This window comes from Micromonospora sp. NPDC006431, from assembly GCF_042870725.1.
Classification (GTDB): Bacteria; Actinomycetota; Actinomycetes; order Mycobacteriales; family Micromonosporaceae; genus Micromonospora.
In genome coordinates, this window is sequence record NZ_JBIAHQ010000005.1 from 328,906 (window position 1) to 349,821 (window position 20,916).

Sequence of the window (20,916 nt, forward strand, 5' to 3'; positions counted from 1 at the left end):
GTCGCCATGGCCCGGGCCCGGAAGGTGACGATCAGCACCGACGTCCACGGCCACACCGCCGGCTGGTCGGAGACCCTGGGGGCGCCCCCGGCCACCCAGACGCCCGACCCCACCGCCGCCGCCTTCTTCGACGTGGACAACACGATGATGCAGGGCGCGTCGATCTACTGGTTCGCCCGGGGGCTGGCCGCCCGGAAGTACTTCACCACCGGTGACCTGGCCCGGTTCGCCTGGCAGCAGGCGAAGTTCCGGCTGCTCGCCACCGAGCACGCCGGGGACATGTCCCAGGCGAAGGAGGCGGCGCTCGCCTTCGTCCAAGGCTGGCGGGTCGACGACGTGGAACGGCTCGCCGAGGAGATCTTCGACGAGCTGATGGCCCCGCGGATCTGGGCCGGCACCCGCCGGCTGGCCCAGCGGCACCTCGACGCCGGTGAGCGGGTGTGGCTGGTCAGTGCCGCCCCGGTGGAGATCGGCCGGGTGATCGCGGCCCGGCTCGGGCTGACCGGGGCGATCGGCACGGTCGCCGAGGTGGTCGACGGGGCGTACACGGGCCGCCTGGCCGGCGATCTCATGCACGGTCCGGCCAAGGCCGAGGCGATCACGCAGCTCGCCGGGGTCGAGGGGCTGGACCTGGGCCGCTGCACCGCCTACAGCGACTCCGCCAACGACCTGCCGATGCTGTCCGTCGTGGGGCATCCGGTGGCGGTCAACCCGGATCCGGCGCTGCTGCGGCAGGCTCGCCAGCATGGTTGGGTCGTTCGCGACTTCCGCACCGGGCGCCGGGCAGTCAAGATCGCCGTACCGTCGACGGCCGCCGCCGGGCTGATCGCCGGCGCGGTCACCGCCGGCCTGGCGCTGCACCGCCGGCGCCACCGCGCCGGCTGAACCCGCCGGGTCAGGGGCCGAACGGATCGGGGCGGCGTTCGAGCAGCTTGTGCAGGGTCTGCTGGATGGTCTCCCGCACCTGGTCGGCGAGGTTGAACACGACCAGCGGGTCGTCGGCCGACTCGCGCAGGTGCGCGGTGGGGATGGGCGGGCAGAACTGGATCAGCCACTTGCTCGGCAGCGGCACCATGCCCAGCGGACCCAGCCAGGGGAAGGTCGGGGTCACCGGAAAGTACGGCAGCTTGAGCAGCCGGGCGAGCGGCTTGATGTCGGCGAGCATCGGGTAGATCTCCTCGCCGCCGACGATCGCCACCGGCACGATCGGCGTGCCGGTACGCAGCGCCGCCGAGACGAAGCCGCCCCGGCCGAACCGCTGCAGCTTGTAGCGGTCGGCGTAGAGCTTGCCGACCCCCTTGAAGCCCTCCGGAAAGACGCCGACCAGTTCGCCGTTGCCGAGCAGCCGTTCGGCGTCCGGGTTGCACGCCACCGTGCCGCCGGTCTTGCGGGCGATCTCGGAGACCACCGGCATCCGGAAGACCAGGTCGGCCCCGAGCAGCCGCAGGTAGCGGTGCGCCGGGTGCCGGTCGTGCAGCGCGGCGGACAGCACCAGCGCGTCCAGCGCCACCGTGCCGGAGTGGTTGCCGACCACCAGGCCGGCGCCGGCGTCCGGCACGTGCTCGACGCCGCTGACCTCGGTGCGGAACCAGTCCCGATAGAGCACCCGCAGCAGCGGGTGGAAGACCGCGCCGGTCAGGTGCGGGTCGAAGCCGAACTCGTCCACCTCGTAGTCGCCGGAGAGCCGCCGCCGCAGGAAGGCGAGCCCCTTGGCGACCTTCCCGTCCCAGTGGTCCCCGGGCCGGTCCGGCACGGCCGGCCCCGGCCTCGCGACCGCCCCGGCCCCCTCGCCCGGCCCGGCGGCGGCCGGCTCGTCGGCGGAGGTGTCCGGCTCGTCCAGCGACGCCGAGTCGGGGGCGGCCGCCGTCGAGCGCCGGTGCCCGTTGCGCCGCGCGGGCTCCCCGTCCGGCCTCGGCACGGTCAGCGGAACGTCGTAGCGGGATTCGCCCCGCTCCTCGGCGCCGCTCACGCCGCCGCCTCGCTCTGCTCCGCGGCGGCGCGAGGCGCCGCGCTACTGAGCCTGATGGTTCGCTCGCTCCGCTCGCTCATGCCACCGCCTCCCTTCGGTCGGCAGCGGCATGAGGCCTCAACGCGCTGAGCCTGATGGTTCGCTCGCTCCGCTCGCTCACGGCCGCTCCCGGACGGCGGACCGGACCTGCCGGATGCTCTCCAGCACCAACTCCTCGGCCGCGGCGAGCTGGGCCCGGGTCACCACGACGCCGCCGTGGTGCGCGCGGATGAAGTCGTCGAAGGCGGCGGCGGTGGAGCGGGGCGTGAAGCCGTACTCGCGCTCCAGTCGGCTGGTGTCCACCACCCGACCGTGCACGAAGAGGTCGACCTGGTCCAACCCGTACCGGCCGAAGCCCAGGCTGCGGGCGATCGCGGCAGCCCCGGAGAGGCCCGGCTCCAGCACCGGTACGGCCACCCGACCGGCCCGCCGGATGGCCTGGGTGAGGGAGAGCACCCCCGGCCCGGCGACGTTGTAGGTCCCCGGGTGCTCCTCGGCGACCGACCGGTGCAGCACCTCCAGCGCGTCGTCGATGTGGACGAACTGGAGCCGCGGGTCCCGGCCGAAGACCGTGGGCACGACCGGCTGCGCGAAGTAACGGGTGAGGGTGGTGTCCGCGGTGGAGCCGATGAACGGCGCGAACCGCAGCACGGTCGCGGTGACGTCGGGCCGGCGGCGGCGGAACCCGCGGACGTACCCCTCGATGTCGAGGATGTCGCGGCCGAACCCGCCGCGCGGCACCTCACGCGGCTCGGTCTCCTCGGTGAAGACCGCCGGGTCGCGGAACGACGCGCCGTACGCGGCGGTCGACGACCGGACCACCAGCTTGCGCAGCCGGGGCGCACGCTGGCAGGCGGCCAGCAGCTGCATGGTGCCGATGACGTTCTGTTCCTTCATCGCCGCCCGGCCGCCGTGCTGCGGGTCGGGGGCGGTGACCAGCGCCAGGTGCACCACCGCGTCCACGTCGAGGTCGGCGAGGAGACCGCCGAGGGAGTCGAGGTCGAGACGGATCCGTTCGACGCCGTCGAGCAGGTCGGCGAACTCGGGGTTGGGGGTTGGGTCGACCCCGATGACGCGGTCGATGCGGGGGTCGGCGGCGAGGCGGGCGGCCACGTGCGCGCCGAGGTAGCGGCCGACCCCGGTCACGACGACGACCCCCGGAGCACCCGAGGTGCCACCGGGGGTCATGTCGTGCGCCTTGCGCGGCAGGCGGGATCGAGCCGGGACATCCACGGCCTGATCACCTGAGCCTCCGAGGGTCGACAGTTGGCAAGTGCTGCCGAGCGCCGGGCCGGGGCCCGGCCCCGGTCACTTGCCGAGACGGCGACGCTGGACGCGGGTCTTGCGCAGCAGCTTGCGGTGCTTCTTCTTAGCCATGCGCTTGCGGCGCTTCTTGACCACCGAGCCCATACGACAGCCTTTCGATGCAACGTGCGGGGCGGACCGGATGACACCACCGCGGGTGGCGTCGGTGACCGCTTGCGGACAATGGACAGGACCAGCATGGTGGCAGGGCACACCAGGGTGCGGTCACGGTCGGGGTCCAGGGTAGCCGGAGTGCGTCAGCAGGACCAACGCGCCCCCGTCGATGCCCGTTACGTCGCACTCGGCGGCGCGGCCGGCGCCGCGGTCAGGCGCTCTCCTGGAACGCGCCGCGGAGGTACTCGTGCACCGCGTGCTCGGGCACCCGGAACGAGCGGCCGACCCGGACCGCGGTCAGCTCACCGCTGTGCACGAGGCGATAGACCGTCATCTTGGACACCCGCATCACCGTCGCCACCTCGGCGACGGTCAGGAACCTGACATCCGACAGCCGACCGTCGGACTGCGACCCGGCCATGGCTCACCGACCAATCCCATGCCCGGCGCGTGCCGCCGGGCCGGTTGATCCGGCCGGGCGAGCGACGCGCGTGTTACCAGTACGGTAGCGGGACGGCTGTGACCGGCGCGATCCCTTCCTCCCTTTGATCATGGGCCGTTCTCCGTTTTACCGCCGTTGACCTGCCGTTTTCCGCCCGTACGGGTGCCACGTCCGGTTCCTGGCAGCCGGCCTGCGGCCGGGGCGCCGCACGGGTCACTCGGCCCGCAGCGCCACCACCGGATCCAGCCGGCCGGCCCGCTGGGCCGGGACCACCCCGAAGACGATGCCGACCGCCGCCGAGACCCCGAAGGCGAGCGCCAGCGACCACCAGGTGATCGCGGCCGGGATCGGCGAGACCGCGTCGACCAGGAGCGCGGTGCCCACGCCGAGCGCCATCCCGGTCAACCCACCGATCGAGGTCAGCAGCACCGCCTCCAGCAGGAACTGCACCCCGATGTCCCGGGGCCGGGCGCCGACCGCCTTGCGCAGGCCGATCTCGCGGGTCCGCTCGCGTACCGAGACGAGCATGATGTTGGAGACCCCGACGCCGCCGACCAGCAGCGAGATGCCGGCGATGGCGGCCAGTACGCCGGTCAGCACGCCGAGGATGTCGCCGAGCACGCCGAGGATCTGCTGCTGGGTCACGGCGCTGAACTCGGTGTCCGGGTGCCGGCGGGACAGCTCGGCGACGATCCGGTCGCCGAGTTGGTCGATCCGCTCCCGGTCGGGGGCCTTGACCGCGATGCCGTCGACCCGCTGGGTGCCCCAGAGCCGCTGCGCGGCGGTCACCGGGATGTGCACCTCGCCGTCCCGGTCCACCCCGAGGCTCTGGCCGAGCGGGGTGAAGACGCCGATCACCCGGAACCGGACCCCGGCCAAGGCGATCTGCTGGCCGAGCGGGTCCCGGTCGGGGAAGAGCGCGCGGGCCACCGACGCCCCGAGCACCGCGACCCGGCGGCTGGTGTCCACGTCGGCGCCGGTGAGGTAGCGGCCCCGGGCCAGCGAGCGGGTGAAGACGGCCGGGGTGGTCTCCAGCACGCCCTGCACCGTGGTGAAGTCGGAGCGGGCGCCGGCTCGGGCGGTCGCGCCGGAGGCGATGGTGACGGCCACCCGCCCCGGGTCGCCCACCACCCGGGAGACCGCGTCCACGTCCTTGAGGGTCAGCGGCGAGACCACCGGGGCGGTGCCGACGTCGAGCTTGCCGGGGACCACCAGGAGCAGATTCGAGCCGAGCCCCTCCACCTGCTGTTCGACCTTCTGCTTGGTGCCGGTGCCGATGGCCACGAGCAGCACCACCGACGCGACGCCGATGATCACCCCGAGCATGGTCAGCGCGCTGCGCATCCGGTTGGCCCGCAGCGCGTCCAGCGCCACCCGCCACGCCTCGGCGAGCCTCACGACCCGCCCCCAGCCTGGGGTTCGTCGCCGCCGGCGCCCTCGGCGGTACGGCCCGAGGGCGGGCGGGAAAGGCGTCCGGTGGCTCCGGCGGCGCCACCGGAGCCACCGGACGGGTGCCCCGGGCCGCTTCCGGACACGGACCGGGGCCCCGCGCTGGGAGCGCCGTCCAGTGTCGCAGGTCGACCGACGGCACCGGACAGCGGTCGATCATGAACGACGTCCGACCGCACCCGGCCGTCGCGTACGGCGATCTGCCGGCGGGCCCGGGCGGCCACCTCCTGGTCGTGGGTCACCATCACCAGGGCCACCCCGGACTCGGCGTTCAACCGTTCGAGCAGCTCCAGCACCGCCTCCCCGGTGGCGCTGTCCAGGTTGCCGGTGGGCTCGTCGGCGAGCAGCACCGCCGGGTCGGTGACCAGGGCGCGGGCGATCGCCACCCGCTGCTGCTCACCGCCGGAGAGCTGGTTGGGCCGGTGGTGCAGCCGGTGCCCGAGCCCGACCCGGCCGAGCGTCGCCGCGGCCCGGTCGCGCCGTTGCCGCGCCCCGATCCCCCGGTAGACCAGGGGCAGCGCCACGTTGTCCACCGCGGACGTCCGGGGCAGCAGGTGGAACGCCTGGAAGACGAAGCCGATGGTCTCGTTACGCAGCGTGGCCAGCTCGGGCGCGGAGAGCGTGGCGACGTCCCGGCCGCCGATCACCAGCCGGCCGTCGGTGGGCCGGTCCAGCCCGCCGAGCAGGTGCATCAGCGTCGACTTGCCCGAGCCGGACGGCCCGACCACCGCCACGTACTCGCCGGGGTCGATGGTGAGCGACACCCCGCGCAGCGCGGGCACGGACACCCCGTCGAGCTGGTACGTCCGGGACACGTCGACCGCCTCGATGGCCGGCACCCCGACGGGCAGGGTCATCTCAGTTCCTGGCCGTCGCGGACCTGGTCGGTCCCGCGTACCACGATCCGGTCGCCGGCCTGCACTCCGCGGACGATCTGCACCAGGTCCGGCCCCTGCACGCCGACGGTGACCGGCACCCGGTCGGCCCGGCCGTCCCGCAGCACCCAGACCGCGTCCCGGCCGTCGGCGGAGAAGACCGCCGAGGCGGGTACGGCCACCACGTCGGCGGCCTCGCGGACCCGGAGGTGCACCACGGCGTTCATGCCGGGGCGGGGCGTGGGCGCTGACTCGCCCTCGCCGAGCCGCCCGGCGCCGAGGCCGAGGCGGACCCGGTAGGTGACGCCGCCGCGGGCCGAGCTGGTGGGGAGCACGTCGACCGAGCGGACGGTGGCGTCGTACGTCGCCCCGGTGACCGCGTCCAGCTCCACGGCGGCGGTGAGACCGGCCCGGACCAGCAGCACGTCGGTCTCGTCGACCTCGGCGAGCAGGCCGAGCTGCCCGGTGTCCACGATGGTGAGGACCGGCGTGCCGGCGGTGACCCGGCCGCCCGCCGGCACCGCGTCGTCCACGCCTGCCGGCGGGCCGCCCTGCCCGGTGGACCCGAACGCCGACGGGTCGATCCCCGCCGCGCCACCACCGGCCGCCCCGAGCAGGCCGGTGAGGTCGGTCGGGGCCGCGGCCCGGGTGCCGCCCGGCTGCACCACCCCGGCGATCGGGGCCCGCAGCGTCAACGCGTCGACGGTCGCCTTCGCCAGGTCGTACGCCTGCTGGGCCTGGAGGCGCTGCGCGGTCGACAGGGCGCCGACGGCGCTGTTCAGCCCGGCCATCCCGCGCTGCACGGCGGCGACCGCCCGGTCGGCGGCGCGGGCGGCCGACTCGTACTGCCGCTGGGCGGACTCGACCTGGAGCAGCAGCGCGGACCGCAGCTGCGGATCGCCGATCTTCCCGGCCGCCCGGCGCGCGGCGTCGAACGCCTCGGCGGCGGCGCGGTCGGTGCCGCGCCGGCTGCCGCCCAGGTCACCGACGCCGACGCCCCGGCCGGCCTGCTTCGCCGCGCGCAGCGCCGCGCGGGCCTGCCGGAGCCGGTCCTGCGCGGACGGCGAGTCGATCACGGCGAGCACCTGGCCGCGGCTGACCCGCTGGCCGGGTTGGACGCGCAGGCTGGCCAGGGTGCCGTCGGCGGGCGCGGTGAGCGTGGCGGCGGCCCGGGCGGTCACGGTGGCCGGCGCGTCGATCACCTCGGCGACCGGGGACCGACCCACCTGGGCCACCGCGATCGGGGAGTTGTCGTCGCCGCACGAGGCGGCGGTGGTGCCGGCCAGGACGACGACGGCGAGCAGGGCGGTGACGAGGCGGGGGCGGGTGGCCGCGGGCAGCCGCGGCGGGTCGGGGCGGGCCACCGGCCCATGCTACGAGCCGACGTCGACCGTCGACCCGCCGCTCAACCCGCCACGGCGCGGACGTAGGCGACGCAGTCGTCGTGCAGGGCGGACCACCGCTCACCGAACATCTGGTCCGCGGCGTCGTCCAGGGAGCGGTGCTCGTGCACCACCGTCCGGAAGAAGTCGAGCACCCGCTGCTCCCCGTACCGGTCGACCAGGTGGCGTACGGCCAGGTAGCCGACGCCGTAGCTGCCGCCGACCCGGTCGTCGCCCGCGTCGTCGGCGGGGGCCAGCGAGTCGAGCCGACCGTTCCACCCGCCGTGGACGAGCGTGCGCACCTCGGCCAGGCCCTCGTAGCGGCCCACCGGCTGGCCGTCCGCACCCGCGTACTCGGCCAGCCCCTCCACCAGCCACCAGCTGGACCGGTCGGAGTAGCCGTGGTCGGGCAGGGACGCGGCGTGGGTCAGCTCGTGCCGGAGCAGGTCGTCGACCCCGGCCGAGGTGACGCTCTGCGCGTTCAGCACGACGTCGTGGTGTCCACCGCCGACGCCGACCGCGTACCCGGCGGTCCACTTCGGGCGGCCACCGCCGTACCAGCGCTGCCACTCCGCCCGGCCGGCGTAGAGGACCAGGTAGCGGTCTGGTGGGGTGCCGGTGAGCGCGTACCGGTCGGCGACCGTCGCGGCGGCCTCGGCCTGGGCGAGCAGCCCGGGAAGCCTGGCCCGCAGGGCCGGCGTGGTGGCGACGACGGTCCGCTTCCCGACCGCCACGGCCAGGTCACTCACCTCCCAGGGCCGGGCACCGGCGGGCTTCGCCCGGGACTCCTCGACGGCGAGCAGCCGGGGCTCCTCCCCGACCAGGTGCCACCGGGTGCCGATCTCCACCGTGCTCGGGGTGCAGCCGGGCACCACGAAGCAGTAGCGGACCGTCACCGCCAGCCGCCACTCTCCCGGTCGCCCGTCGACCGCCGCCGGCTGCCACACGGTGACCCGCAGTGCGCGCAGCGCGGCGTACCGGCGGGTGAGGTCGGGGCGGGCGGCCGGCTCGGCGACGGCGAGGAAGCCGGCCCGGTCGCCGCCGAGCAGCGCGCTCGCCTGACGGTCGAGCTGCGCTGTCATCCGCAGGCCGAGCCGCCGCGCCGCCGCGGCCGGATCGCCGTCCCGGCCCGCCGCCGGCCGCCCGGCCGCATCCCCCACCAGACCCAGCAGGAGTACGCCCGGAACACCGCACGCCACCAGGGCGAGCACCAGCGCCAGCGCGGTCCAGAGCGGCCAGCCCCTCCGGCGACGCGGCGCTCCGCCGCTCACCGCCGGGGCCTGCTCGTCACCGTCGGTCACGGGCGAAGGGTACGACCAATCGGGCGATCCGGCCAGAGCCGGCGCGCGTCGGCAGGCACGTGTAACGCCGATCGACGCGCTGTCCATGGTGTCTGTGGCTCCCACTGCCCGGCCGGCGCCGCGCCGACCTGGCCGGCGAGGCCGCGCGGCGACCGCTCAGACCGGGTCGCCGAGGAACGTGAGCAGGGCCTTGTCCGCCGCCCAGAGGGCGACCAGCAGGACTCCGGGTGCCGGCCGCCCGGCCAACGCGAGCAGCAGGCCCCCGGCGACGAAGCAGGCGGCCTGCACGGTGAGCTTGGCCGGTGCGGGCAGCGGCACGGTGGCCTTCGGCGAGCAGAACAGGCCCCACACCACGGCGATCAGCAGCGGCGCGCCGAGGCCGGCGAGCAGCCGGATCGGCCAACTGGCGTCGCGGGTGAAGCCCCACCAGCCGGCGGCCACGAGCAGCGCCAGTTCCAGCAGGAAGATGAGCCCCAGCAGCGGTGCCTTCATCAGGACCGCCAGCCCCGGAACGCGGTGTCCAGCGCGGCCACCATCTGGTCGAAGGAGCGGTCGATGTCCCGGGGCAGGCCGAACCCACCGGCCGCCTCTAGGGTGATGAAGCCGTGCACCGCGGCCCGGAACATCCTGGTGGCGTCGACGGCCGCGTCGCCGGTGAGGTCGTACCCGCGCAGGATCGCGTAGATCGCGCCGACGGCCCGCTCGGCGGCGGCGACATGCTCGGGGTCGGCGGGATCCGGCGCCCGCTGGATGGCCGGGTAGCGGCCGGGGTGCCGGCGGGCGTACCCCCGGTACGCCGTGGCCACCGCGCGGAGCGCGTCGTCGCCGGCCCGGCCCGCGGCGGCGGCGGTCAGCTCGGTGGCGATCTCGGCGGTCGCCAGCACGGCCAGCTTCCGGTGCAGGTCGTCCACGCCCTTGACGTGCTTGTAGAGGCTGGGCAGCGCGACCCCGAGCCGGCCGGCGAGCGCGGCCAGGGTGAGCCGGTCGTAGCCGACCTCGTCGGCGAGCACGGCCGCTTCCCGGACCACGGCCGCCGGGGTGAGGCCGGCCCTAGGCACGGAACGTCACCGCCAGGAACTCGACCAGGTCGGCGGCGGTCGCGTCGGGCTGGTCGGCGTGCGGGTAGTGACCGGAGTCGGCGATCATGCGCGCCTCGGCGGTGGCGAACAGCCGCCGGGCGGCCCGTGCCTCGGCGCCCGGATCCGGGAAGTCCGGGTCCTTCGTACCCATCAGCACCAGCACCGGCTGCCGCACGTCCCGGGTCCGCACGGTCCAGTGCGGCTCGACCGGCGCGATCACGCCGCGCACCGCGGCCATCCGGCCGCGCAGCTTGGCGACCAGTTCCTTTCGGTACGCGGCGTCGTCGTCCGGCCGCCCACACGGGAAGAGCGTGCGATGGAACATCCCGAACAGTCGGGGGCTGCGCAGGACGACCGCCTGCGCCAGGCGCATGACCGGGTTAGGGTTCGGCGGGGCGACGAAGGGGCTGACCTGCACGATGCCGTTGACCAGCTCGGGCGCGTCGGCGGCGGCGAAGACCACGGCCGCCGCGCTGGACGAGCTGCCGACCAGGGTGGCCGGGCCGCCGAGCGCCCGGACCACGGCGAGCAGGTCGGCGCCCACCTCCGCCGGGGCGTACGTGGGCCAGTGGGCGCTGGAGTCGCCGTGCCCCCGGACGTCGACCGAGGCCACCCGGTAGCCGGCCGCCACCAGCCGGGGCACCAGGTGCCGGAAGGCCGCCCGGTTCTCCCCCATACCGTGCGAGAGGACCACCAGCGGGCCCTCCCCGTGCACCTCGTACGCGATGGCTCCGCCGTCCCGCGACACCTGGCTAACAGTCATAGCTAAAAGGCTAATGCCATTAGCTTCAGCCGTCAAGGGTGCCCAGGAACGCGGAACGGGCCGGCGGGACAGGGGTCCCACCGGCCCGTTCCGCCGTCGGTCAGCTCACTTCTTCGAGATCAGCGCGCGCCCGAAGAACATCAGGTTGGCCGGGCGCTCGGCCAGCCGCCGCATCAGGTAGCCGTACCACTCGTCGCCGTAGGGCACGTAGGTGCGCACCGTGTAGCCCTCACCGACGAGGCGGGCCTGCTCCTCGGGGCGGATGCCGAACAGCATCTGGAACTCGAAACGCTCCGGCTCGCGGTCGAACCAGCGGGCCCGGTCCGCGCCGATGGCGATCAGCCGCGGGTCGTGGGTGGCCAGCATCGGGTAGCCGTCCCCGGACATCAGCACGTTCAGGCACCGCACGTACGACTTGTCCACCTCGCGGGCGGACTGGTAGGCCACCGACTCCGGCTCCTTGTACGCGCCCTTGCAGAGCCGCACCCGCGACCCCGCACCGGCCAGCTCCCGGCAGTCCGACTCGGTACGCCGCAGGTACGCCTGGAGCACCGCGCCGGTCGACGGGTAGTCCTTGCGCAGCTTGGCGAGCATGTCCAGGGTCGAGTCGGTGGTGGTGTGGTCCTCCATGTCCAGGGTGACCGTGGTGCCCGCCGCATCGGCCGCCGCGCAGATCGCCCGCGCGTTGTCGTATGCGAGCTGCTCGTCGAACTTCTGCCCGAGGGCGGAGAGCTTCACGCTCACCTCGGCCGCCGGGGTGAGCTCGGCGGCGGCGAGCAGCCGCAGCAGCTTGAGGTATTCGTCCCGGGTGGCGTTCGCCTGCTCGGGGGTGACGGTGTCCTCGCCGAGGTAGTCGAGGGTGACCGCTTGGCCGTCGGTGACGAGTACGCGGGTCGCGCGCAGCGCGTCGTCGGTGCCGGCACCGGCGACGAACCGCCGGACGACGTCCCGGGTGAACGGGGCCGTCGCAACGAGCCGCTCGACCTGGGATGACCGGGAGGCGGCGAGGATGACGGAACGGAGCATGAGCTGAGCGTAACGCCCGCTCGCCGACCCCCGCCCGGGGCCGGCCACCAACGTCACGCTCCGTCCCGGCCAGGGGAAACGAGGGCTCCCGGTCGCCGCCCGGCGTCAAGGGGTCCCTCCGGGCAGACGGGCTGGCGCGGATGGGCTACAAGGATCTTGTGGAACGACACCCCCGACGCCGCCTCCGGTCGGCCACCGTGCAGCTCGGCGCGCTGACCGCCCTGGCGCTCGCCCTCTCCGGCTGCAACCTGACCGACGACGATGACGACTGCGCCCTCGGCCCGGCCGGTGGTGGCGGGGACAACGTCGCGCTGGCACTTCGGGCCCCGGCACCCGCTGCCGCGCGGGGCACGTCCCCGCCGGTCGCCGCTGCGCTGCCCGCGCGCGGTGGCTTCGGCACCCACCTCGCCTCCTGCGGCGGCTGAGGTGCGGCGCGAGGCCAGCGTCCCGCGCCCCGGCTGGGACGCCACCATCCGCTCCCAAGGTCTGGTGTACGTCGACACCGAACTGCCCGACGGCGGGGTGATGTCGTATTGGGACGAGACCGCGGCGTACGCGTTCGGGCTGGACGAGGTGCTCCGGCTGGAGGAGGCGACCGAGGAGCTGCACCGGATGTCGGTGGCCGCCGCCGAGCACGTGGTGGCCCGCAACCGGTACGCGGAGTTCGGCATCCCGGCCTGGGCCGCCGAGGCGGTCGCCCGGTCGCTGCGCGAGGCACCGCCGACCCTCTACGGCCGCTTCGACCTCTGGTACGACGGGTCCTGGCCGCCGAAGCTGCTGGAGTACAACGCCGACACCCCGACCGCGCTGGTCGAGGCGAGCATCGTCCAGTGGTACTGGCTGGAGCACATCCGGCCCGCGGCGGACCAGTGGAACAGTCTGCACGAGCGGCTGGTCGGGGCCTGGGCGAAGATCGGTGCCGGCCGGCATGACCGGCGGGTGCACGTGGTCTGGTCCGCGGAGGAGGAGTCGGGCGAGGACCAGATCACCGCCGGCTACCTCGCCGAGACGGCCCGCCAGGCCGGGCTGGACGTCACGCTCATGCCGATCCAGGAGATCGGCTGGGACGGGCGGCGCTTCGTGGACGCCGCCGACCGGCCGATCACCACCTGCTTCAAGCTCTACCCGTGGGAGTGGATGCTGGCCGAGCCGTACGGGCCGCCGGCGCTGGCACCGGGCACCCCGACCACCTGGATCGAGCCGGCCTGGAAGCTGCTGCTGTCGAACAAGGCGCTGCTGGCGGTGCTCTGGGAGCTGTACCCGGACCACGAGTACCTGCTGCCGGCATACCTGGACTCGCCGCGCGGAATGACCGAGTACGTGGCGAAGCCGCTGCTCGGCCGTGAGGGCGCAGCCGTCCGCATCGTCACCCGAGGCACCGAGATCACCAGTCCCGGGAGGTACGGCGACGAGGGCTTCTGCTACCAGGAGTTCCGCGCGTTGCCCGATTTCGCCGGCAATCGCACGGTGCTGGGGAGCTGGATCGTCGACGGCGAGTCGGCCGGCGCCGGGGTGCGCGAGAGCGCGAGCCTCATCACCGACAGTTACGCCCGGTTCCTCCCCCACTACATCGACGCGCCGCGAACGCCGTGAGTCGTCTACCGTTGGTCTCGTGAACTTCGACGCGTACGCCCGGACCGGAGTTGATCTCGTCAACACCCGTCTGGACGACCTCGACGACCTGCGGGCCCTGTTTCCGGACGAGAACGCGTGGATGCGCGACGAGGTCACGGAGCGGGACCTGGCGATCCTCCGGCGGGCGCAGAAGCGCCTGCGCGACGTCTTCGAGTACGGCACCTCGGGCCGGGACGCCGAGGCGGTGGCGGAGCTGAACACGCTGCTGGAGGCGTTCCCGGTGCAGCCGCGCATCTCCGGCCACGACTCCAGCGACTGGCACATGCACGTGACCAGCCGAGGTGCCTCGGTGTCGTCGGAATACCTGGCCGGCGCGGTCTGGGGCCTGTCGGTCTGGCTCTGCGAGTACGGTAGCGCCCGGTTCGGCGTCTGCGCCGACGAGCGCTGCGGCAACGTCTACCTGGACACCTCATCGAACTGCTGCCGGCGGTTCTGCTCGGAACGCTGCGCCACCCGCTCGCACGTAGCCGCCCACCGGGCCCGGAAGCGGGCCGCCGTCGGCGACCAGCTGCCGGTCCCGGCCCAGTCGGAACCGCTCGCCCCGGTCAGCTGACCCGCACCAGGGTCAGGCGTCGACCGGGGACGGGGCGGTGAGGTTGGTGCGGGCGAACTCGAGCGCCGCGCGCAGGTCGGCCTCACGCACCGCGCGGCTCTTCGCGCCCCGGGTGGTGACCTCCACCGCCACCGAGCCGGTGAAGCCACGGCCGGCCAGCGAGCGGAGCAGCTCCGCGCAGGGCTGGCTGCCACGCCCGGGCACCAGGTGCTCGTCGCGCCCCTCGCCGGTGCCGTCGCCCAGGTGCACGTGGGCCAGGCCCGACCCCATCCGGTCGGCCATGGCCAGGGCGTCGGTGTGCGAGGCGGCGCAGTGCGAGAGATCCAGGGTGTACGCGGCGTAGCCGGTGTCGGTCGGGTCCCAGCCCGGGACGTACGGGACGAACTGCCGGCCGGCCATCCGCACCGGATACATGTTCTCCACCGCGAAGCGCAGCCCGCCGAACTGCCCGGCGATCGTGTCGAGGCCGTCGGCGAAGTTGCGGGCGTAGTCCCGCTGCCAGGTGAACGGCGGGTGCACCACGACCGTGGGTGCCTCCAGCGTCTCGGCCAGCTCGGCGGCCTTGCGCAGCCGCTCCCACGGATCGGGGCTCCACACCCGCTGGGTGACCAGCAGGCACGGGGCGTGCACCGAGAGGACCGGGACGCCGTAGTGGTCGGCCAGGCCGCGCAGCGCGCCCGGGTCCTGGCTCACCACGTCGGTCCAGACCATCACCTCGACGCCGTCGTACCCGAGCGCCGAGGCCAGCTGGAACGCCGCCGCGGTCCGCTCAGGGAAGACCGAGGAACTGGAGAGGAGCACCGGCACGCGGGTAGTCACACCCTTCAGGGTAACCGCCTCCGCCGCAGCCCATCAGGACGAGCAATCCCAAACCACCCAGAACGACCCGGATCACATCGGCGCCAGCTGATCGAGCCGGCGGAGGATGACCCCCTCCCGCAGCGCCCACGGGCAGATGTCCAACCGGTCCACGTCGAGCCGGCGCAGCACCGCCTCGGCCACCACGGCGCCGGCCAGCAGCTGGTGGGCCCGCCCCGCGCTCACCCCCTCCAGCTCGGACAGCTGCGCCGGCGGGATGTGCCGGATGAAGCCGAGCACCTGCCGCAGCCCGGTCCGGGTCAGGCTGCGCGGGGCCCACAGCCCGGCGCCCGACGGGGCGGCCCCGGCCAGCCGGGCGAGCGTCCGGAACGTCTTCGAGGTGGCGACCGGCCGCTCCCAGCCCACCTCGGCCAGCTGCTTCACCACCGGGTCGAGCAGCGTGTGGACGTGCTCCCGCAGCTCCTCCACCGCCTCGCCGGACGGCGGCACTGCCCCGGCCGGATCCACCCGCAGCCGTTCCCGGCTCAGCCGCCCGGCGCCGAGCGGCAGCGACACCGCCACGTCCGGCTCCTCGTCGATGCCGGCCGCCAGCTCCAGCGAGCCGCCACCGATGTCCAGCACCAGCAGCCGCCCAGCCGACCAGCCGAACCACCGCCGGACCGCGAGGAAGGTCATCCGCGCCTCGTCCGCGCCGGAGAGCACCTCCAGCCGTACGTCGGTCTCGTCGCGGACCCGGGCCAGCACCTCGCCGGCGTTGGTGGCCTCCCGGACCGCGGAGGTGGCGAAGGCGAGCAGGTCGTCCACCGCCAGCCCCGCCGCCGCCGCGCGAGCCATGCCGACGGCCTTGACCAGCCCGTCCGCGCCCGCCTCGGTCAGCGCGCCGTCCGGGCCGATCTGCTCGGCCAGCCGGAGCACCACCTTCTCGGAGTGCGCCGGCCAGGGGTGTGCCCCGTGGTGGGCGTCGACCACCAGCAGGTGCACCGTGTTCGAACCGACGTCGAGGACACCCAGTCGCATGCTGACGACCCTAGGGCCAACACGTTTCGGCGGCTCGCCGGCCGGCCGGGCCGACCACGCGTACGCTGGTCCGGGTGACAGGCCAGATCGAGCTGCAGGTGCTGGTGGACGACCCCGACGACCCGCGCAGCCGGGAGGTGGAGCTGGACTTCCCCCGGGAGTGGATCGAGTTCGTCGACCCGGCGGACGAGAAGCACGTGGTCCGCGCCGACCTGACCTGGCTGCTCTCCCGGTGGACGTGCATCTTCGGCAAGGGCTGCCACGGCATCATCGCCGGCCGGGGCGCGGACGGCTGCTGCTCGCACGGCGCGTTCTTCACCGACTCCGACGACGAGAAGCGGGTCCGCGCCGCGGTCAAGCGGCTCACCCCGGAGACCTGGCAGCACTTCCGCAAGGGCTTCAAGAACTGGACCGAGAACGACACCATCGACGGAAAGAACCCGGCCCGGCGTACCGCCACCCGGGACGCCGACTCGCCGTGCGTGTTCCTCAACGACGCCGACTTCCCGGGCGGGGGCGGCTGCGCGCTGCACGCCCAGGCGCTGCGTGACGGGGCGCACCCGCTGGAATACAAGCCGGACGTCTGCTGGCAGCTGCCCATCCGCCGGGACCAGGACTGGCACAAGCGGCCGGACAACACCAAGGTGCTGATCTCCACGCTCGCCGAGTTCGACCGGCGGGGCTGGGGCGCCGGCGGGCACGACCTGGACTGGTGGTGCACCTCCTCCACCGACGCGCACGTCGGCGCCGAGCCGATGTACGTCTCGTACGGCCCGGAGCTGACCGCGCTGATCGGCGCAGCCGCGTACGCGAAGCTGGCGGAGCTGTGCGCGGCCCGGCTGCGCCAGGGCCAGGTCGCCCCCCATCCGGCCAGCGAGGGCTGACCCCGGCTACGCCGACGCGTCGACGGGCAGGACGACCACCCCGTCGTCGTCGCTGTAGACGTGCGCGCCCGGCGCGAAGACGCAGTTGCCGAAGAACATCGGCACGTCCCGCTCGCCCGCGCCGGTCTTGGCGCTCTTGCGCGGGTTCGTGCCGAGCGCCTTGATGCCGATCGGGAGGGTACGCAGCGCGGCCACGTCCCGGACCGCGCCGTTGATCACCACGCCGGCCCAACCGTTCTCCGCCGCCGTGCCGGCGATGAGGTCACCCATCAGGGCGGTGTGCACAGAGCCGCCACCGTCCACCACCAGGACGCGGCCCTCCCCCGGTTCGGCGACGATCGACTTCACCAGGGCGTTGTCCTCGAAGCAGCGCACCGTCACGGCCGGTCCGCCGAAGGCCGGCACTCCGCCGAACTGGCGCAGCTGGGTGTCGCACGAGCCGAGGGTCTCGCCGTACCGGTCGTAGAGGTCGGCGGTGGTGGGCGTCTCCATGGTGGTCCTTTCGCTCAGTCCGGGTTCGGATCCGTACGGTGCAGGCCGGTGGCGGCGACGGCCGCGCCGGCCAGGCCCGCGGCGGTGCAGGCGAGCACGCCGGCCGCCCCGGCGCCGGCCGCCAGCACGCCGGCGGCGCTGGGGATGAGCACCTGGCCGAGCCGGTTGCCGGTGAGCCGGAGCGACATCGCCCGGCCGCGCAGCCCGGGCGGCGCCGACTCGGCCAGGAACGACATGGTGAGCGGCTGCCCGGCGCCGAGCCCGAGGCCGGCGACGGTGACGACCACGGCCATCGCCCAGAACGGCAGCGGCGGCAGCAGCAGCGCCAGCCCGGCGGCGGAGAGGGCGACCGTGCCGATCAGCAGCCAGCGCCGGCCGATCGCGGCGACCAGCCGACCGAGCCCCAGTCGGGAGACCATCGACGCGACCGCGCGCAGCCCGAGCAGTACGCCGATCTCGCCGGCCGCGATGCTCCGCTCGGCGCCGAGGGCGGGCAGGTAGACCAGCGTGATGTCGACCGCCGCCAGGACCACGCAGCTGACCGTGAGGGCACGCACCAGCCCGGGCTGGCGGAGCAGGTCCCGCATCCCCCCGGCGTCCGGCCCGGCCGCCGCCTGATGGTGCACGGACGGGCGGAGGAACGCGGCGGCGGCCAGGAGCGGCACGGCCAGCGCCGTGGCGCCGAGGAAGATGGCCCGGGTGTCCGGGATCGGCCGGTCCCCGCCGAAGACCACGATCAGGCCCGGCCCGAGCGCCTGCCCCAGGGAGGCGGCGAAGGTGTAGTAGCCGAAGGCCGCGTCGTACCGGTCGGCCGGGGTGCGGTTGGCGACCAGCGCCTGCTGGGCCACCACCGCGCAGAGATGCGCGGTGCCGAGCAGCATGCTGGCCAGCACCAGGCCGGCCACCGAGCCGGCGAACAGCACGAAGCCGAGTCCGGCGGCGGCGAGCAGGGCCGACCCGGCGAGCGCCACCCGGCGCTCGCCGAACCGGTCGACCGCGTGGCCGCTGGGCACGGCCAGCACCAGCGGTACGACGGCGAAGCTGGCCCCGAGCACGCCCAGCCAGGCCCCCGGCACGTCCAGTTCCAGCGCCCGGTACGCGGACGCCGGCCGGAGCATGAAGGTGACCGCCTGCAGCCCGACGGTGTGCGCGAGCAGCAGGGCGGTCTGGGCGCGCCCGGGAGCGGTCAAGCTCCCGGGCGCCACTCAGCCGGCCTTCACGGCGAGGACCGGGCAGGGCACCCGGAGCAGGATCTCCTGCGCGGTCGACCCCATGATCAGCTTGCCCACCGGGGTGCGGTGCCGGATGCCGATCACCACCAGCGACACGTCCTCCGCCTCGACGATCTCCTCGATCTCCTCGGCCGCGTCCCGCCCCCGCACGAGTTGCCGCACGTTGTGCGGCACCCCGGCGGCGGTCAGCTCGCGGGTGACCCGCTCCAGATCGGGCTCCTGCGCGAGGCGCGGGTCGGCGTACGCGTCGCCGCGGGAGGTGTTCACCACGAGGATCGGCTCCTCGCGGAACCTCGCCTGCTCGATCGCCGCCCGCAGGGCCGCCTCGCCCAGCGGCGACGGCACATAGCCCACCAGCACGGTCATCCGGTCACCAACCTTCTCCGCAGCGGACGGACCACGAACCGCCCGACCAGCGGCCAGAGGAGCACCACGGCGATCGCGGCGTAGATCAGCCAGGACACCCAACCGCCGAGCAGCCCGTGCAGCTCACCGCCGGAGAGCTGCAACGCCCGCCGGCCCTGCAGCTCGGCACGCGGGCCGAGGATGATGCCGACGATCAGCGGCAGGATCGGCAGCCCGAACCGCCGCATGCCGAAGCCGAGCAGGCCGAGCGCGAGCAGCAGGAACAGGTCGAACGGCTGCGCGTTGACCGCGTACGCGCCCATCGAGGCGAAGAAGAGGATCCCCGCGTAGAGGTAGGGGCGCGGGATCCGCAGCAGGCGCGCCCAGGCCGGGGCGAGCGGCAGGTTGAGCACCAGCAGCAGCAGGTTGCCGATGAAGAGGCTGGCGATCAGCGTCCAGACCAGGCTGGACTCCCGGGTGAAGAGCAGCGGGCCGGGCTGGATGCCGTACCCCTGGAAGGCGGCCAGCATCACCGCGGCGGTGGCGTTGGTCGGCAGGCCGATGGCCAGCATCGGCACCAGGGTGCCGGCGGCCGAGGCGTTGTTGGCCGCCTCCGGCCCGGCGACGCCCTCGATCGCGCCCCGGCCGAACTCCTCCTTGTGCTTCGAGAGCTTCTTCTCGGTGACGTACGACAGGAACGTGGGGATCTCCGCCCCGCCGGCCGGCACCGCGCCGAACGGGAACCCGAACGCCGTGCCGCGCAGCCACGGCTTCCAGGACCGTTTCCAGTCCTGCTTCCCCATCCACGGCTGGCCCACCGGGATCACCTCGCCGGCCTTGCGGCGCAGGTGCGCGGCGATCCAGAGCGCCTCGCCCACGGCGAAGATGCCGACCGCCACCACGACCACGTCGATGCCGTCGGCGAGCTGCGGGATCCCGAAGGTGAGCCGCTGCTGACCGGACTGGTCGATGCCGATCACACCGATCATCAGGCCGAGCACCAGCGACGCGAAGCCGCGTACCCGGGACGCGCCGAGCACCGCCGTGACGGACACGAAGGCCAGCAGCATCAGCGCGAAGTAGTCGGGCGCGCCGAGGCTGATCGCGAACTGCACCACCGGCGGGGTGACCACCACCAACAGCACGGTGGCGATGGTGCCGGCGACGAACGAGCCGATCGCGGCGGTGGCCAGGGCCTGGGCCGCCCGGCCCGCCTTGGCCATCTTGTTGCCCTCGATCGCGGTCACCACCGACGAGGACTCGCCGGGGGTGTTCAGCAGGATCGAGGTGGTCGATCCGCCGTACATGCCGCCGTAGAAGATGCCGGCGAACATGATGAAGGCCTGAGCCGGCTCCATCCCGTAGGTGACCGGCAGCAGCAGCGCCACGGTCATCGCCGGGCCGATGCCGGGCAGCACGCCCACGGCGGTGCCGACGGTCACGCCGAGCAGCGCGAACAGCAGGTTCATCGGGGTCAGCACATTGGCGAACCCGTCGAGCAGGTTGGCGAGGTTGTCCATCTACAGGATCCCTTGCAGCACGCCGGCGGGCAGGTCGACGCCGAGCCCGATGGCGAAGGTGTAGAACGTGATCAGCGACATCGCGACGGCGATCAGCAGGTTCCGGACGTAGTGGCGGTTGCCGAGCGCGAACGCCGAGCCCCAGAAGAGGATCGTCCCGCTGATCACCCAGCCGAGCCGGTCGATGAGCACGGCGTTGACTAGGAACGCGCCGATCAGCAGCAGCACCGTGCGCCAGTCGATCGGGGTGCTCAGGTCGACGTCCTCGCCCGCCTCCGGCTCGCCGGCGCCGCCGCGGGCCACGTCCACCCCGTAGATCGCTGCGATGATCAGCAGCAGCACGCCGAGCAGGATCGGCACCGCCTTGGGGCCGATGGGGTCGGCCGTGTTGATCGCGCTCCCGATCCGGGTCGTCGCGTCGAAGATGACCAGCCCGCCGACCAGGGCCAGGAAGGCGCACACGCCGTACTGCGCCCGGTCCCGCTTGGGCGCTGGGCTCTCCGCCGCCGTCCCGTCGGCGTCCGGCCCGGTGTCCGCAGGTGGTGCCGCCGACCCCGCGGGGGGGGCCCCCCGGGGGGGGGGCCGCGGGGGCCCCCCCCCCGCGGGGGGCGGGGGGGGGCCCCCCCCCGGCCGGGGGCGGGGGGGCCCCCCGGGGGGGCCCCAGGGGTAGGGCCG

The 20,916-nt window shown here is 74.2% G+C and carries 24 protein-coding genes; 5 read left to right on the forward strand and 19 right to left on the reverse strand.

Annotation, left to right across the window (positions count from 1 at the left end):
* The first annotated feature begins 6 nt into the window (after positions 1-6).
* On the forward strand, positions 7-885 hold the full coding sequence (locus tag ACFYM6_RS13095) for an HAD family hydrolase (RefSeq protein ID WP_387275038.1): 879 nt from the start codon (positions 7-9) through the stop codon (positions 883-885).
* Positions 886-895: 10 nt separating this feature from the next.
* Here ACFYM6_RS13095 and ACFYM6_RS13100 read toward each other — a convergent pair whose 3' ends face one another.
* The 12 genes from ACFYM6_RS13100 to ACFYM6_RS13155 form a co-directional block, all read right to left on the reverse strand.
* The gene (locus ACFYM6_RS13100) at positions 896-1,753 is read right to left on the reverse strand and encodes a lysophospholipid acyltransferase family protein (protein ID WP_387275096.1); all 858 of its coding nucleotides are present in this window, start codon (positions 1,751-1,753) and stop codon (positions 896-898) included.
* Positions 1,754-2,125: 372 nt separating this feature from the next.
* A complete protein-coding gene (locus ACFYM6_RS13105) occupies positions 2,126-3,196 on the reverse strand; it encodes an NAD-dependent epimerase/dehydratase family protein (protein WP_387275040.1) in 1,071 nt (356 codons plus the stop codon).
* 120 nt (positions 3,197-3,316) lie between these two features.
* Positions 3,317-3,418: a 30S ribosomal protein bS22 gene (locus ACFYM6_RS13110; RefSeq protein ID WP_007465623.1), complete on the reverse strand. Its 102-nt coding sequence runs from the start codon at positions 3,416-3,418 to the stop codon at positions 3,317-3,319.
* Positions 3,419-3,638: 220 nt separating this feature from the next.
* Positions 3,639-3,848: a helix-turn-helix domain-containing protein gene (locus ACFYM6_RS13115; RefSeq protein ID WP_073834429.1), complete on the reverse strand. Its 210-nt coding sequence runs from the start codon at positions 3,846-3,848 to the stop codon at positions 3,639-3,641.
* 234 nt (positions 3,849-4,082) lie between these two features.
* On the reverse strand, positions 4,083-5,267 hold the full coding sequence (locus tag ACFYM6_RS13120) for an ABC transporter permease (RefSeq protein WP_387275043.1): 1,185 nt from the start codon (positions 5,265-5,267) through the stop codon (positions 4,083-4,085).
* Positions 5,264-6,175 (reverse strand): ABC transporter ATP-binding protein, encoded by a 912-nt coding sequence (locus ACFYM6_RS13125; RefSeq protein WP_387275044.1) that lies wholly within the window; start codon positions 6,173-6,175, stop codon positions 5,264-5,266. The genes ACFYM6_RS13120 and ACFYM6_RS13125 overlap by 4 nt, the downstream gene beginning before the upstream one ends.
* Complete coding sequence (locus ACFYM6_RS13130; RefSeq protein ID WP_387275046.1) at positions 6,172-7,557, reverse strand: efflux RND transporter periplasmic adaptor subunit; 1,386 nt, start codon at positions 7,555-7,557, stop codon at positions 6,172-6,174. Before ACFYM6_RS13130 ends, ACFYM6_RS13125 begins: the two co-directional genes overlap by 4 nt.
* A gap of 41 nt (positions 7,558-7,598) precedes the next feature.
* Complete coding sequence (locus ACFYM6_RS13135; RefSeq protein ID WP_387275047.1) at positions 7,599-8,876, reverse strand: hypothetical protein; 1,278 nt, start codon at positions 8,874-8,876, stop codon at positions 7,599-7,601.
* A 156-nt stretch (positions 8,877-9,032) separates the two neighbouring features.
* Positions 9,033-9,368: a YrdB family protein gene (locus tag ACFYM6_RS13140; RefSeq protein ID WP_387275049.1), complete on the reverse strand. Its 336-nt coding sequence runs from the start codon at positions 9,366-9,368 to the stop codon at positions 9,033-9,035.
* Positions 9,368-9,934, reverse strand: a complete 567-nt coding sequence (locus tag ACFYM6_RS13145) for a TetR/AcrR family transcriptional regulator (RefSeq protein ID WP_387275051.1) — start codon at positions 9,932-9,934, stop codon at positions 9,368-9,370. The genes ACFYM6_RS13140 and ACFYM6_RS13145 overlap by 1 nt, the downstream gene beginning before the upstream one ends.
* Entirely contained in the window at positions 9,927-10,718 is a 792-nt protein-coding gene (locus ACFYM6_RS13150; RefSeq protein ID WP_387275053.1) for an alpha/beta fold hydrolase, read from the reverse strand. The genes ACFYM6_RS13145 and ACFYM6_RS13150 overlap by 8 nt, the downstream gene beginning before the upstream one ends.
* Positions 10,719-10,823: 105 nt before the next feature.
* Positions 10,824-11,744, reverse strand: coding sequence for a proline dehydrogenase family protein (locus tag ACFYM6_RS13155; RefSeq protein ID WP_387275055.1), 921 nt, complete (start codon positions 11,742-11,744; stop codon positions 10,824-10,826).
* 140 nt (positions 11,745-11,884) lie between these two features.
* Between ACFYM6_RS13155 and ACFYM6_RS13160 the strand changes: the two genes are divergently transcribed.
* The 3 genes from ACFYM6_RS13160 to ACFYM6_RS13170 are packed head-to-tail and all read left to right on the forward strand — an operon-like array spanning position 11,885 to position 13,932.
* A complete protein-coding gene (locus ACFYM6_RS13160) occupies positions 11,885-12,169 on the forward strand; it encodes a hypothetical protein (RefSeq protein WP_387275056.1) in 285 nt (94 codons plus the stop codon).
* 1 nt (position 12,170) lies between these two features.
* Positions 12,171-13,337 (forward strand): glutathionylspermidine synthase family protein, encoded by a 1,167-nt coding sequence (locus tag ACFYM6_RS13165; protein WP_387275058.1) that lies wholly within the window; start codon positions 12,171-12,173, stop codon positions 13,335-13,337.
* Positions 13,338-13,356: 19 nt separating this feature from the next.
* The gene (locus tag ACFYM6_RS13170; RefSeq protein WP_387275060.1) at positions 13,357-13,932 is read left to right on the forward strand and encodes a CGNR zinc finger domain-containing protein; all 576 of its coding nucleotides are present in this window, start codon (positions 13,357-13,359) and stop codon (positions 13,930-13,932) included.
* A 12-nt stretch (positions 13,933-13,944) separates the two neighbouring features.
* Here ACFYM6_RS13170 and ACFYM6_RS13175 read toward each other — a convergent pair whose 3' ends face one another.
* Both ACFYM6_RS13175 and ACFYM6_RS13180 read right to left on the reverse strand, forming a co-directional pair.
* Entirely contained in the window at positions 13,945-14,751 is an 807-nt protein-coding gene (locus tag ACFYM6_RS13175) for a sugar phosphate isomerase/epimerase family protein (protein ID WP_387275062.1), read from the reverse strand.
* A 72-nt stretch (positions 14,752-14,823) separates the two neighbouring features.
* Positions 14,824-15,768 carry a Ppx/GppA phosphatase family protein gene (locus ACFYM6_RS13180; protein ID WP_387275064.1) on the reverse strand — a complete coding sequence of 315 codons (945 nt, stop codon included), beginning with the start codon at positions 15,766-15,768 and terminating at the stop codon, positions 14,824-14,826.
* A gap of 74 nt (positions 15,769-15,842) precedes the next feature.
* Here ACFYM6_RS13180 and ACFYM6_RS13185 point away from each other — a divergent pair, with 74 nt between their 5' ends.
* Complete coding sequence (locus tag ACFYM6_RS13185) at positions 15,843-16,652, forward strand: hypothetical protein (protein WP_073834441.1); 810 nt, start codon at positions 15,843-15,845, stop codon at positions 16,650-16,652.
* A gap of 6 nt (positions 16,653-16,658) precedes the next feature.
* Here the strand turns inward: ACFYM6_RS13185 and rraA are convergent, their stop codons facing one another.
* The 5 genes from rraA to ACFYM6_RS13210 are packed head-to-tail and all read right to left on the reverse strand — an operon-like array spanning position 16,659 to position 20,703.
* Complete coding sequence (gene rraA / locus ACFYM6_RS13190; protein ID WP_387275066.1) at positions 16,659-17,144, reverse strand: ribonuclease E activity regulator RraA; 486 nt, start codon at positions 17,142-17,144, stop codon at positions 16,659-16,661.
* Between the two features lie 14 nt (positions 17,145-17,158).
* Positions 17,159-18,334 (reverse strand): MFS transporter, encoded by a 1,176-nt coding sequence (locus ACFYM6_RS13195; RefSeq protein WP_387275068.1) that lies wholly within the window; start codon positions 18,332-18,334, stop codon positions 17,159-17,161.
* Between the two features lie 15 nt (positions 18,335-18,349).
* Positions 18,350-18,742 carry a universal stress protein gene (locus ACFYM6_RS13200; RefSeq protein ID WP_073834444.1) on the reverse strand — a complete coding sequence of 131 codons (393 nt, stop codon included), beginning with the start codon at positions 18,740-18,742 and terminating at the stop codon, positions 18,350-18,352.
* Positions 18,739-20,241: a tripartite tricarboxylate transporter permease gene (locus tag ACFYM6_RS13205; protein ID WP_387275070.1), complete on the reverse strand. Its 1,503-nt coding sequence runs from the start codon at positions 20,239-20,241 to the stop codon at positions 18,739-18,741. The genes ACFYM6_RS13200 and ACFYM6_RS13205 overlap by 4 nt, the downstream gene beginning before the upstream one ends.
* Entirely contained in the window at positions 20,242-20,703 is a 462-nt protein-coding gene (locus tag ACFYM6_RS13210; RefSeq protein ID WP_387275073.1) for a tripartite tricarboxylate transporter TctB family protein, read from the reverse strand.
* Positions 20,704-20,916: the final 213 nt, after the last annotated feature.